Below are 13,410 nucleotides of genomic sequence, written 5' to 3' on the forward strand. Positions count from 1 at the left end.
TCATCTCAGCTTTCATGAACGTACCGAGGCTTCGATGCTGTGTGCTTCGATATCGTGCCGTTGACCGTCTCATCGCCGGTGGCGGCCCAACGTGCCTTCGGAATCGAGACGAACACGCGCCAGCCGCCGTCATAGGGGCCGCAGTGCGCGGTGCCGTCCAACGTGCGTACCCGTGATTCGATATCGGCGATCCCCATGCCGCGCGGAGGAGCGCCGACACCACCATCATCGCCATCGTCCTGCACCGCTTCCGCAGGACCGGGGTCACAGACGACCAACTGCCAGAACTCAGGGAAGTCACGCAAGATCACCCGCGCCTCACGTGCCCTGCTGTGATGCGCCACATTGGCCAACGATTCGCGGATCACCGTCGCCAGACACCGTGCAACGGGTGCCGGCGCGGCGTCGATGGTGTTCTCCAGACGAACGTCTATACCCCGAGCCGAGCCGGAGGCTGAGCGCAAGGAGTGCGCGGCATCGTCGATCTGTGCGATGAAATCGGTGCTGTCATCCTCCATGTCGTGAACCGACCGTCGTACCATCGTCATGGCATCATCCAACGTCGCGCCCACAGTACGAAAGCCCCGGGCAGCCGTGTCGTCCCCGGTCGCGGCGGCCACGGCAAGCCCCGCCTGGGCCTGCATGATCGCGCGCGTCAGCAGATGACCGACGTTATCGTGAATGTCGCGGGCGATACGCGACCGTTCGGCGAGCGTGGCCATACGCACCGACTGCGCACGGTCCTCATCCACGTCGGCCATCCTCAGCCGGGTCGAACGGGATGATTCGCGCAGCCGGTCGGCGAGGACGCGCGCCTTCCTGCGCGACGCCATGGCGTCACGCGAATCCGCGCCCCACAGGAATCCGATGTACGTCGCCGCGACCACGAGCGCAACGGGCGCGACCTCGCCGCCGTAACAGGCTCCGACCATCAGCGGAACCAGCGGCGGCACCCACAGCCACTGTGCGGCCAGCAGCAGAGCACGTTCGATCCTTGACGACGAGGCGATCGCCCGCCCGCCGTTCCTCCACACTGTAGGAGTCCCGGCGTCGCAGGCGACGAGCGGCAGATACGCGCGGCAATCGGGGACGAACATCGCAAGCAACATGAACATGACGGTCGGCAGCGCCGCCAGTCGGCTTGCAGACAGCCATTCGGTAAGCCCGGACGCAGTCACGGCCAGCAGCATCGCCACGGCAGGCATCCCGTACATCGTGGCGTGCGGAAGAGAGGCAAGCGCAAGACACAGTACGAGGAGCGCACCCTTCCTGACCATCGTCCGCATGAAGACCTCCACTGCCATCCAGTCCGAAACCGTCACCTTCAAGCGTACCCGTTCCGCCCATCGCATCGTGATTCGACCCGGCCGATACGTGACATGACGGTGAAAGCAGGGGAGTGACAAATGTCATCGGCCGTCCACGTCAGGTCGTGACATTTGCCGATGGCATGCCGCCGCCGCGACGTGCCATGATGAGAGAAACCCAGAGAAGGGAACGCCCATCATGAACGGATCAACGACAACCAAGACACCGGTGGAGCCGGCACGTCCCGCCGTGACGTCTCCCGCCGCAACGGCACGGCAGAAGACAGCCCCAGCCGGTGACACACCAGCCATCAGCGTTTCGAAACTCGTCAAACATTACGGTGACATGGTCGCACTCGACCACTTCGACCTTGAGATCGGCCAAGGTGAGATCTTCGGCCTGCTCGGTCCCAACGGCTCCGGCAAAACCACGGCCATCAACTGCATCCTCGCGCTGCTCGCCTACGATGCGGGAACGATCCGCGTGTTCGGCGAGCCGATGACGCCGACCAGCTATGCGCTCAAACGGCGCATCGGCCTCGTCCCGCAGAACGTCGCCGTGTTCAACGAGCTGACCGTCGAAGAGAACATCGACTACTTCTGCTCGCTGTACGTGCCGAAGAAGACGGAACGCACCCCGCTCGTCGAAGAGGCGATAGCGTTCGCCGGACTCGGCGAATTCCGCAGGTTCCGCCCAGGCAAGCTTTCCGGCGGCCTGCTGCGGCGCCTCAACATCGCCTGTGGCGTGGCGCACAAACCCGACCTCATCTTCTTCGACGAGCCGACCGTAGCCGTCGACCCGCAAAGCCGCAACGCGATCCTCGAAGGCATCGAACGGCTCAACGCGGACGGCGCGACCGTCGTCTACACCAGTCATTACATGGAGGAAGTCGAACAAATCTGCGACCGCATCCTCATCATGGACCACGGCAGGCACCTGGCACTCGGCACCGCGGACGAACTCAAATCCATGATCGACACCGGCGAGCACATCACCGTGGAAACGCTCGACCTTGACGACGCGGCGCTCGCCGCCGTGCGAGCGCTTGGATTCGTCATCGAATCGTCCTATGACGGACGCGAACTCCACGTGCGCTGCCGACGAGGCGAGCACAACCTCGTCGACCTGCTCGCGGTTCTGCACGATGCCGGAGCGAACGTCGGGCATCTCACCAGCCGACCGCCGACACTCAACGACGTGTTCCTGGAACTCACCGGCAAGGCGCTGCGCGATTGACGGCGCCGCTCATCATCTCGGAAAGGAGCCGCTCATGTGGGCCACATTCGTCATGACGATCAAGACGAACCTGCGCAACAGGCCGGCGCTGTTCTGGCTTATCGTCTTTCCTCTGGCGCTGGCAACCCTGTTCAACGGCGTGCTCGGCGGCCTGAAGGACGGCTATGAGCTGCAGGCGTTGCCGCTCGCGGTCGTCGAAGACGCGAACTGGTCGAAGTCCGCAGGCGCGAGGACATTCATCGAAGCCCTGTCCGGCAAGACGACGCAGACGACAACGGACGGCGGAGCCGGCGGTACGGACATGCGGATCGGCGCATCCGTCACGACGCTCGTCCGCGCACGTTACGTCGACACGCAGGCGCAGGCGCGCAGCGCGCTCGCCGACGGGTCGGCGAAAGGGTATCTGCGCGTCGACGACGATGGCGGCATCATGCTCACCCTATCCGCATCCGCCGTGGAGTCGATGAGCGGCTCCATGGCCTCGGATTCGAACGGCGCCATCACCGTCGGCGCGCTCAACGGCGCGATCGACCTGTATAACCGTGCCGGCGCCGCGGTCCGTGACCTCATCGCCGAACATCCGCAAGCCGCCGAAAGCCGCGCGTTCTGGGCTTCCGTAGGCGACGTAACCGGCATGACGCGCGAGGTGAGCCTCACGAACTTCGCGCCGAACGCGACGGCCCGGTACTTCTATGCGTTGCTCGCCATGGCCTGCCTCATGGCCATGGGGTATTCGATCTCGGCGGTCACCAGTGCGCAGGCGAACCTGTCCGCGTTGGGCATCCGTCGCACGGTGGCGCCGGTGTCGCGGCCGTGTCAGCTCATCGCCGGATTCCTCGCCAGCTGGCTCTGCTCTGCGGTAAGCCTCACCATCGCGCTCGCCTACATCAGATATGTATGCGACGTTCCGTTGGGCGGACGCGAGCCGTTGGCCGTGCTCGCCGTGGCGGTGGCGTCGTTCATGGCGTGCGCGTTCGGCACGATGATCGGTGCGATACCGGGATTGCGCCACAGTGTGAAAACCGGTCTGACGAGCGCCATCCCATGCGCGCTGTCGCTGTTCTCCGGCCTGTACGGGCAATTAGCGATGGAGCTGAGCGACTGGATCACCCGCCACACGCCCATCCTTGCGCTTGCCAATCCCGCGCAGCAGGTGACGAACCTGTTCTACGACATCCTCTACTACGACGATTACCGTCCATTCGCCACGACCTGCGGCGTACTCATCGCGATGAGCCTCGTATTCCTGACCGCAGGGGTCGCCATGCTGAAGGAGCAACGCCATGAACACCTGTAAGGCCACGCTACGTGTGCTCGCCGCGCACAAGACCTACGTCATCATCTACCTGGCATTGATCGGCATCATGATGCTTTTCATCAGCGGGTCGGCGTTGATGGGCAGCCGCGACGACGTCGGCGACGTCTACGAGCCCGACCGGGCGCGCGTCGCCGTCATCGATCGGGACGCCGGCAGGGGAGACGTCGCGGCGTCGTTGCGCACGTATCTTTCGCAGGACAATGACATGGTCGACCTTGACGACGATCCTCACAGCCTGCAGCAGGCGGTCGCCTCGAACTGGACCGACCTTATCGTGATCGTCCCCGACGGGTATGCCGATGACCTGCTTGACGCGATCGCATCAGGTGCGACGCCTCCCGCCGTCGACACCGTCACCAGCTACACGTCGGGGGCAGGCGCCACGGCGTCCATGGCCGTGGGAGGATTCCTGTCATTGACCCGCACGATGCTCATCGGCAACGCGTCGGACGCCGCTGCCGAAGCCGGGGCCGATACGGACGCTTCGCGTCCGAGCCTTGACGAACTGTCCGCCGCCACGCAGCGGATACGGACGCTCTCCCGTGACCGGAACGCTAACCATGCGATCGCCGTGGACCACTCGGTTCGCGAGGGCGATGGGGTCTCGCCGGAGGACCGGACCGCCGCCGGATTCGGCACGACCATCAAGTCGGCGCTCTATCCGTTGTTCCTCGCGATGACCGTATGCACCGCCCTGGTGGCGGGCGTATTCAACGACGGCGAGGTCAGGCGGCGCCTGTTCGCCTCTCCGCAGCGTTCCGCGGCGATGGGCATGCAGCGCATGGCCACGTTGTGTGCGTTCGCGCTGCTCGTGGTCGTCGGATACCTGCTTGCCGCCGTCGCGCTCCTGCTCGCCGCGGGACTCGATCCGGCAAGGCTCAACCCTGCCGGCGTGGCGATGACGGTCGTATCGGCCTGTGTCTATGCGCTGATGACCGTGGCCTGCGGGTTCCTGCTTGGCGAGGCCGGAGCCAACGACACGATGGCCAATGGCTTTGCCAACGTGTTCGGCCTGTTCATCCTGTTCACGTCCGGCATCACCCTGCCGATGGACATGATGCCCGCGCCGATGCTCGCCATCGGGCGCATGCTGCCCGGCTGGTGGTATTGCGTGGCCGTCGATGATGCGCTCGGCATCGGCACGGCGGCCTCACGCGGCATGGACGTGGCCGGATGGGCTTCGGCCACCGGCATCGTGGCGCTGTTCGCCGTGGCACTGGTCTCCGTGGGACTGGCCGTGGGCCGCATCCGCCGGTCCCGTCCCGCCGCCGTCACACCCGCCGTGACGAAGCTCGCCGAAGCGTGAGCGGGGGTGCCTGCCGGGATGGTGTCCGGCAGGCACCGCTCCGACAGAAACGATGAAAGGCGATGGTCCGTCCACTCCGTTGATGTATGGTGGGGCGGCCGGCCATGCCATTAAACGATGTGATCGTGAATGTGATTGCCGTGTGGGGACGTACCGGTGTGAATGGTCATGGAGACTGATAGGCTTTTCATGGTTTTTATGAGCAGGAACGCCAATGGCACCCGACAATACAAGGAGCATCATCGCATGGCTGACAGCGCCGCACAGAACACCGAACATCTCGCCCTGTGGGGCGGCCGCTTCACCTCCGGCCCCTCGCCGGAGCTCGCCCGTCTGAGCAAGTCCACCCAGTTCGACTGGCGGCTGGCGGATGACGACATCGCCGGCTCTCGCGCGCACGCCCGCGCGCTCGGCCGCGCCGGACTGCTCACCGCCGAAGAGCTCAACCGCATGGAGGCTGCGCTCGACGAACTGCAGCGCCGCGTCGACTCCGGCGCGTTCGCGCCCATCGAGGACGACGAGGACGAGGCCACCGCGCTCGAACGCGGCCTGATCGCCATCGCCGGCGACGAGCTTGGCGGCAAGCTGCGCGCCGGCCGTTCGCGCAACGACCAGATCGCCTGTCTGATCCGCATGTGGCTGCGCCGCCACAGCCGCATCATCGCCCGTCTGCTGCTTGACCTTGCCGCCGCGCTCATCGAACAGTCCGTCAAGGCCGGCACCGCGGTCATGCCCGGCCGCACCCACATGCAGCACGCGCAGCCCGTCCTGCTCGCCCACCAGCTCATGGCCCACGTGTGGCCGCTGCTGCGCGACGTCCAGCGTCTGGTCGACTGGGACAAGCGCATCGACGCCAGCCCGTACGGTTCCGGCGCGCTCGCCGGCAACACGCTGGGTCTTGAGCCGGTCGCCGTCGCCCGCGAGCTCGGCTTCACCAAGGTCACCGAGAACTCAATCGACGGCACCGCCTCGCGTGATCTCGTCGCCGAATTTGCGTTCGTCGCCGCCATGACCGGCGTGGACATCAGCCGCCTGTCCGAAGAGATCATCATCTGGAACACGCAGGAGTTCGCCTTCGTGCGTCTCGATGACGCCTATTCGACCGGCTCCTCCATCATGCCGCAGAAGAAGAACCCGGACATCGCCGAGCTCGCCCGCGGCAAGTCCGGCCGCCTCATCGGCGACCTGACCGGTCTGCTCGCCACGCTCAAAGGCCTGCCGACCGCCTACGCGCGCGACCTGCAGGAGGACAAGGAGGCCGTGTTCGACCAGGTCGACACGCTCGAAGTGCTGCTGCCCGCGTTCACCGGCATGGTCGCCACCATGACCTTCGACACGGACCGCCTCGAGGCCGAAGCCCCCACCGGCTTCGCGCTCGCCACCGACATCGCCGAATGGCTTGTCAAGAACGGCGTGCCGTTCCGCCACGCGCACGAGCTTTCCGGCGCGTGCGTCAAGCTCGCCGAAGGCCGCGGCCAGGAGCTGTGGGATCTTACGGACGACGATTTCGTCACCGTGTTCAAGGACTTCCTGCCTGCCGATCTGGCCCCGCAGGTGCGCGAGGTGCTGTCCACGCAGGGTTCGGTGACCGCCCGCAGCGGCAAGGGCGGCACGTCGCCCGCCCGCGTGCGCGAGCAGATCGCCTGCGCCCGCACCACCGTCGAATCGCTGCGCGCGTTCGCCAACTCCAACAGCGACGGCACCGCCTACAAGACCCCGCAGTCGCTGCTGAAGTAAAGTTCCCAAAAGCCTCCGTCGCGTCCGTCGAACACACGACGCCGTCATCCTTCCCCGGGATGACGGCAGGCGAACCCCACACCGGTATAGAATCTGTGGTGTAACGTCCGCTCATCCGGCGCCTCTTGGAAGGATGCCGGATGAGCGGGAACCGGAAAGAGAAGGCGGAAAGGCACACCATTGCTGACACGGTCACAGATTCGCACGCTGGTCGAGCTGCACGGGCATGACATCATCGGGCATCGTCATATGCGCATCGAACGCGCCTGCTATCAGCACGGCGCGGTCACCACGTTCGCGCACTCCATCCGCGTGGCCTGCCTGGCCGTGTGGATGGCCGACCGTCTGCACCTGTGGCGTCGCGTCGACCTGCATTCGCTCATCCGCGCGGCCCTGCTGCACGACTACTTCCTCTATGACTGGCATGACTGGGATGACGGCGCACACCGTCTGCACGGCTTCACCCACGGCGGCGCCGCCCTGCGCAACGCGATCAAGGACTTCCGGCTCAACGCCATCGAACGCGACAGCATCGCCTGCCACATGTTCCCCATGACCCCCAAGCCGCCGACCTACATCGAAGGCTACCTGGTCACCATGGCCGACAAGATCAGCGCCACGCGCGAGACGTTCAGCATGGACCGCTTCTCCAAACCGCAGCTGCCGCCGCGTGACGGCCGGACACGCACGGACGTCGTGAAAGGCACCGTCGATGCTGCTGCTTGAGAAGCTCTTCCTCTGGTTCCTGTTCTACAGCTTCGTCGGATGGGTGTATGAGTCCATACTCGTCTCGTTCCTCGAGCATCGCCCGGTGAACCGCGGATTCCTCAACGGCCCGCTGTGCCCGATCTACGGCAGCGGGGCCGTGCTCGCCGTCGTGCTGCTTCAGCCGCTCGGCAACCCGGTGCTGATTTTCCTCGCGTCCATGATCGGCGCGAGCGTGCTCGAATACGTCACCTCATGGGTGATGGAGCAGCTGTTCCACGCGCGATGGTGGGACTACTCCGACTACCGGTTCAACCTCAACGGCCGAATCTGCCTGCTCGGCGCCTGCATCTTCGGCGTCGGAGGCGTCGTCATCACCAAGCTGATCCACCCGTATGTCGCCGGTGTGACCGACATGATACCCGTGACCGCCATCCACTGGATGTGCGCCGTGTTCTTCGTGGCCGGACTCGTCGACCTCATCGTCACCGTATGCGGCATCCTCCATTTCGAGACGAGCCTCGAGAAGATCCTCGCGGTCATGACCCGGTACGGCGGCATGATGCGCGAGGCGGTAGACGGAGCCGCCGGCAGGGTCGGCGAATCGTGGAACAGCGGCAAGGAGATGTCGCTTGACTTCATGACCCATGTGCGCGACGCCGCCGTCGAGACGTTCAACCGGCAGCAGCGCCGCATGATCGCCTCGTTCCCCAAACTGCGCACCGACCGCAACAACGAGGTGCTCAAGCAGCTGCGCCGCGTCTTCGAGAACCTGCACGGCAGAAAGTGACCTGCGTCACCGGCGTCGCACGGCAGCTCATGGGACGGCGCAACACGGCCGCGGGGGAGCGGCCGCCGCCCGGGCCGCGGCTGTCGTCATGTCCTGAGAGACTGTAAAACGCAATATGCCCAGAATTTGATAGGGAGTACCGAATAGTCATGGCTCACGTCACCGATTTCAAGGAGGCCGGATTCGATTCCGTCCTCGATGAACTGGAATGGCGCGGGTTGATTTCCCAGTCCACGGACCGGGAGCAACTCGCCGAAGCGCTGAACGGGGAGCCGGTCACCTATTATTGCGGGTTCGATCCGACCGCGGCCTCCCTGCACATCGGCAACCTCGTCCAGCTCATCAACATGCGTCACCTGCAGCTTGCAGGCCACCATCCGATCGCCCTGGTCGGCGGCGCCACCGGCCTGATCGGCGACCCCCGTCAGTCGGGCGAGCGCACGCTCAACCCGAAGGACGTGGTGGCCGGCTGGGCCGAGCGTCTGAAGCGCCAGATCGGCGGCATCCTCGAGACCGACGGCGACAATCCGGTGCGTTTCGTAAGCAACTACGACTGGACCGCGCAGATGAGCGTCATCGACTTCCTGCGCGACGTCGGCAAGAACTTCCGTCTCGGCACGATGCTCGCCAAGGACACGGTCGCACGCCGACTCAACTCCGAGGAGGGCATCTCCTTCACCGAGTTCAGCTACCAGGTGCTGCAGGGCAACGACTTCCTGCATCTGTTCGACGAATACGGCTGCACGCTGGAGATCGGCGGCTCCGACCAGTGGGGCAACCTCACCTCCGGCATGGACCTGATCCGCAAGGTGCGCGGCGCGACCGTGAACGTGTTCACCAGCCCCATCATCACCGACGCGAACGGCAAGAAGTTCGGCAAGTCCGAAGGCAACGCCGTCTGGCTTGACGGCACGATGCTCAGCCCGTACAAGTTCTACCAGTTCTGGTTCAACCGACCCGACGCGGAGATGGAGAACCTGCTCAAGGCGTTCACGTTCCTGCCGAAGGCCGAGATCGAACGCCTGGTCGAAGAGTCCCGCACCAACCCCGGTGCGCGCGAGGCGCAGCGCACCCTCGCCTGGGAAGTCACCAGCTTCGTCCACGGCGAGGCCGCGACCCAGGCCGCCATCGACGCCTCCGCCGCGCTGTTCGGCCGCGGCGGCGACCTGAACGCCATCGACGAAGACACGCTCGAAGCGGCCATCGACGGTCTGAAGGTCGAGGACGAAAACGGCGAGAAGGCGTTCGCGACGGCTTCCGTCGGCGACCGCGTGGCCGAAGCCGGCATGAAGGCAGGACTGTTCAAGTCCATTTCCGAGGCGCGCAAGACCATCAAGTCGGGCGGCGTCTATCTCAACAACAACCGTGTGGAAGGCGAGGACCAGACGCTGTCCGAAGCCGACTTCCTGCACGGCCGTTTCGCGCTCATCCGCCGCGGCAAGAAGGCCCTCGGCGCGGTCGAGCAGCACTGACCTCCATCGTTCCCGCGGCGGGTATCACGGCCATCGACCCATGCATGAGCCGACCTGCCGTCGGGAACGTTTTCCATATACCAACTACGTTCCACAGGGTCCGGCATCGGACCGTTTACATGAAAGGCACAACACATGGCAGAAGGCAACGAGCGCTCCGGAAGGTCCTTCGGCGGGCGCAAGGGCGGTTACGGCTCCGGCCGTTCCGGCAATGGCGGACGCGGCGGTTTCGGCGGCTCGCGCGGCGGATACCGCAAGGGCGGCTTCCGCAAGGACGGCGAGCGTCGCGAGGGCGGTTTCCACCGCGACGGTGACCGCCGTGACTTCCATCGTGACGGCGGATTCCGTAAGGACGGCGAGCGTCGCGAGGGTGGCTTCCGCCGCAATGACGATCGTCGTGGCGGTTTCCGTAAGGACGGCGACCGCCGTGACTTCCATCGTGACGGTGGTTTCCGCCGTGATGACGACCGCCGTGGCGGCTTCCATAAGGACAACGGCTTCCGTAAGGACTTCCACAAGGACGGTGACCGCCGTGACTTCCGCCGCGAGGATGGCGAGCGTCGCGAAGGCGGTTTCCGCAAGGACTTCCACAACGACGGCGACCGCCGCGGTTTCCGTCGCGATGGCGAGCGTCGCGAGGGTGGCTTCCGCCGTAACGATGACCGTCGTGGCGGCTTCCGTAAGGATTTCCACAAGGACGGTGACCGTCGTGACTTCCGCCGCGAGGATGGCGAGCGTCGCGAGGGTGGCTTCCGCCGCAATGACGATCGTCGTGGCGGTTTCCGTAAGGACGGCGACCGTCGTGACTTCCGTCGTGACGGTGGTTTCCGTCGCGACGGCGAGCGTCGTGAGGGCGGTTTCCGTCGTGATGACGATCGCCGTGGCGGCTTCCATAAGGACAACGGCTTCCGCAAGGACTTCCACAAGGACGGCGACCGCCGCGAAGGTGGTTTCCGTCGTAACGATGACCGTCGTGATTTCCACCGCGAGAACCGCATCGAGGAGACCCCAGCGAAGCAGTTCACTGCCGAGGAGAAGCAGGAGTACCGCGAGGCCAAGCGTCGCGAGTACATGGAGCGCGGTGCGCGCCGCAACTCCGACGGGACGATGAGCTTCCCCTCGCAGAACCCGTACACTGACCGTCGTCCGAACGAGCCGAAGATGCCGAAGGGCATGGAGTGGTCGATGCTCTCCAAGGACGAGCGCGAACGTCTGCGCGGCCTGTCCAAGGAGCACGCCGAGAACATCGGCCTGCACATCCTCGCCGCCTACGCCCTGGAGGAGAAGGACCCGCAGCTTGCGCTCGAGCACGCCAAGTGGGTCGCGCATCAGGCCTCCCGCATCGACTTCGCCCGAGAGACGCTGGCGTTCATCGCCTACCGTCAGGGCGACTTCAAGCTTGCGCTGCGCGAGTTCCGCACCGCCTACCGCATGAACGGCTTCCCGGATTACCTGCCGTTCATCGCCGACTGCGAGCGCGGCAACGGCGACCCGAAGAAGGCCATCGAAGTGGTCCGCTCCGACGAGGCCAAGATGCTGCACGGCGAGGCGAAGGCCGAAATGTTCCTCGTGTACGCCGGCGCCCTCGCGGACCTCAAGCTGTGGGACAAGGCTATCGAGCTTGCCCACACGCTCGGCCGTTCCAAGGGTCTGCCCGGCGAGTACCGCATGCGCGCGGTGCAGGCCGAACAGTACTTCCTCGAAGAGTGCGGCCGCGACGTCGAAGCCGCCAAGCTCGACGGACTGCTCGACCGACTGGAAAGCCAGTACGCCGAAGCCGACGAGGACGAGACCGTCGACGATGTGGTCATCGACCACGATCTGGAGAACTTCACCGACGACGAGCTCGACATGCTCGGCATCAGCGAGGACGACGCCCAGTACGCTCCCGACGACGAGCCGGAAGACGATGACGACGATTCCGATGCCGATTCCGATGACGCCGAGGAGCACGAGGCCGAATCCGAGGACGACGATGCCGCGCAGAGCGCGCAGGCCGACGACTCCGAACATGACGAGACCGCCGAAGAGGCCGACTCGGATGAGTCCGCCGATTCCGACGACGAGGAGGAACTGCCGGCCAAGGAGACCGAGGCAGGCGCCGAATCGACCGTCGAACCCGCCGAGACCGAATCCGCTGCCGACGACACGACCGACGGGAACGATGCCGCCGGCGACGACGATACCGACGGGCAGGCGACGTCCGAGGACGACTCCGCCGACGAGTCCGGTGACGACACGGCATCCGACGACAGCGAACAGGAATGATTCCCATGCTGAAATCCACTGACAGGCCCATCGCCGCCACGTACCGTCTTGCGCTGCTCGATCTTGATGGCGTCGTCTACCGGGGCAAGAACCCGGTGGAATACGCCGCGGACTCCATCCGCAAGGCCGAGGCGATGGGCATGACGGTGGAGTACACCACCAACAATTCGTCACGGTTCCAGCAGGTCGTGGCCGATCAGCTCAAAGGGTTCGGCCTGACGGTCGAGCCGCACCAAATCATCACTTCCTCCGTGGTCGCCGCCCGCATGGTGGCACGGTTCGTGCCGAAAGGCTCGAAGGTGCTGGTACTCGGCGCCGACCATCTGCGGCAGGAAGTCGAACGGCAGGGGCTCGTCGCGGTCGAACAGGCCGAGGACAATCCGGTAGCCGTCATCCAAGGCTGGTATCCGCAGATGACATGGCAGCAGATGGCCGAGGTCTCGTACGCGGTGGAACGCGGCGCGAAATACTTCGTCACCAACCGCGACCTGACGATTCCGCGCGAGCTCGGCATCGCACCCGGATGCGGCTCGATGATCCGCGCGGTCATCAACGCCACCGGAGTGGAGCCGATCGCCTCCGCCGGCAAGCCGGAATCCGCCATGTACGACGAGGCCCGTCTGCTCGTGGCCGACGAAGGCGAGGACCTGGTGGCGAAGGAGGACTGCCTTGCCATCGGCGACCGCCTCGACACGGACATCGAGGCAGGCAACCGAGGAGGCTACGATTCGCTGGCCGTACTCACCGGCGTGACCAACCCGCGCGAGCTCATGCTCGCGCCGGCCCATCTCAGGCCCAGCTACATCGTGCTCGACCTGCGTGGCCTGCTGGAACCGCAGCCGGCGGTGACCTGCGACGGCGACGGCGTCTGGCATTGCCGGCAGGCCACGGCGACGATCACCAATGGTCGGCTCGCCGTCAGCGACGGCACCGGGACGACCGGTGTCATCAACGATATTGATGTGGTCCGCGCCGCCTGCGCCGCGATGTGGGCGTACTCCGACGCCGGAGACGTCGTCAGCAGAAACGACGGCAGCGGCGTCGAATTGCCGCGGTTCGCATGACCGGCCGGCATCCTTCCGACGACCTGATGCGGCGGTTCCCGCAACTCGCCGCATCAGACGACGGCGCCGTCGGCCCCAATGCCGACGCGAGTCCGGATGATGCGGCAGATCAGCGGGACAAGCGTCGCATCGAAGCGTTCCGCGGCGTACTCGACACCTTGCGCAGGGAACTTGACGACATTCGATGAACAGTGACAACGGGGGAC

General features: G+C 65.3%; 11 protein-coding genes. 10 read left to right on the forward strand and 1 reads right to left on the reverse strand.

Annotated features, from left to right (window positions below):
- Positions 1 to 5: 5 nt before the first annotated feature.
- Positions 6 to 1,286 (reverse strand): sensor histidine kinase, encoded by a 1,281-nt coding sequence (locus F7D09_RS02490; RefSeq protein ID WP_152233929.1) that lies wholly within the window; start codon positions 1,284 to 1,286, stop codon positions 6 to 8.
- 271 nt (positions 1,287 to 1,557) lie between these two features.
- Between F7D09_RS02490 and F7D09_RS02495 the strand changes: the two genes are divergently transcribed.
- The 10 genes from F7D09_RS02495 to F7D09_RS02540 all read left to right on the forward strand — a co-directional run bounded on the left by F7D09_RS02495 (position 1,558) and on the right by F7D09_RS02540 (position 13,392).
- Positions 1,558 to 2,544: an ABC transporter ATP-binding protein gene (locus F7D09_RS02495; RefSeq protein ID WP_226835897.1), complete on the forward strand. Its 987-nt coding sequence runs from the start codon at positions 1,558 to 1,560 to the stop codon at positions 2,542 to 2,544.
- Between the two features lie 34 nt (positions 2,545 to 2,578).
- Positions 2,579 to 3,841: an ABC transporter permease gene (locus F7D09_RS02500; RefSeq protein ID WP_152233860.1), complete on the forward strand. Its 1,263-nt coding sequence runs from the start codon at positions 2,579 to 2,581 to the stop codon at positions 3,839 to 3,841.
- A complete protein-coding gene (locus tag F7D09_RS02505; protein WP_152233861.1) occupies positions 3,828 to 5,168 on the forward strand; it encodes an ABC transporter permease in 1,341 nt (446 codons plus the stop codon). Before F7D09_RS02500 ends, F7D09_RS02505 begins: the two co-directional genes overlap by 14 nt.
- 246 nt (positions 5,169 to 5,414) lie before the next feature.
- The gene (argH, locus tag F7D09_RS02510) at positions 5,415 to 6,905 is read left to right on the forward strand and encodes an argininosuccinate lyase (RefSeq protein ID WP_152233862.1); all 1,491 of its coding nucleotides are present in this window, start codon (positions 5,415 to 5,417) and stop codon (positions 6,903 to 6,905) included.
- Between the two features lie 180 nt (positions 6,906 to 7,085).
- Positions 7,086 to 7,631 (forward strand): HD domain-containing protein, encoded by a 546-nt coding sequence (locus F7D09_RS02515; protein WP_152233863.1) that lies wholly within the window; start codon positions 7,086 to 7,088, stop codon positions 7,629 to 7,631.
- The gene (locus tag F7D09_RS02520; RefSeq protein WP_152233864.1) at positions 7,618 to 8,400 is read left to right on the forward strand and encodes a putative ABC transporter permease; all 783 of its coding nucleotides are present in this window, start codon (positions 7,618 to 7,620) and stop codon (positions 8,398 to 8,400) included. The genes F7D09_RS02515 and F7D09_RS02520 overlap by 14 nt, the downstream gene beginning before the upstream one ends.
- 149 nt (positions 8,401 to 8,549) lie before the next feature.
- Positions 8,550 to 9,872 carry a tyrosine--tRNA ligase gene (gene tyrS, locus F7D09_RS02525; protein ID WP_152233865.1) on the forward strand — a complete coding sequence of 441 codons (1,323 nt, stop codon included), beginning with the start codon at positions 8,550 to 8,552 and terminating at the stop codon, positions 9,870 to 9,872.
- Positions 9,873 to 10,007: 135 nt separating this feature from the next.
- Complete coding sequence (locus tag F7D09_RS02530) at positions 10,008 to 12,140, forward strand: helicase (protein WP_152233866.1); 2,133 nt, start codon at positions 10,008 to 10,010, stop codon at positions 12,138 to 12,140.
- Complete coding sequence (locus F7D09_RS02535) at positions 12,137 to 13,204, forward strand: HAD-IIA family hydrolase (protein WP_152233867.1); 1,068 nt, start codon at positions 12,137 to 12,139, stop codon at positions 13,202 to 13,204. Before F7D09_RS02530 ends, F7D09_RS02535 begins: the two co-directional genes overlap by 4 nt.
- The gene (locus F7D09_RS02540) at positions 13,201 to 13,392 is read left to right on the forward strand and encodes a hypothetical protein (protein ID WP_152233868.1); all 192 of its coding nucleotides are present in this window, start codon (positions 13,201 to 13,203) and stop codon (positions 13,390 to 13,392) included. Before F7D09_RS02535 ends, F7D09_RS02540 begins: the two co-directional genes overlap by 4 nt.
- The last annotated feature ends 18 nt before the right edge of the window (positions 13,393 to 13,410 follow it).

It is taken from the genome of Bifidobacterium leontopitheci (genome assembly GCF_009193355.1).
In the GTDB taxonomy this organism is placed as follows: domain Bacteria; phylum Actinomycetota; class Actinomycetes; order Actinomycetales; family Bifidobacteriaceae; genus Bifidobacterium; species Bifidobacterium leontopitheci.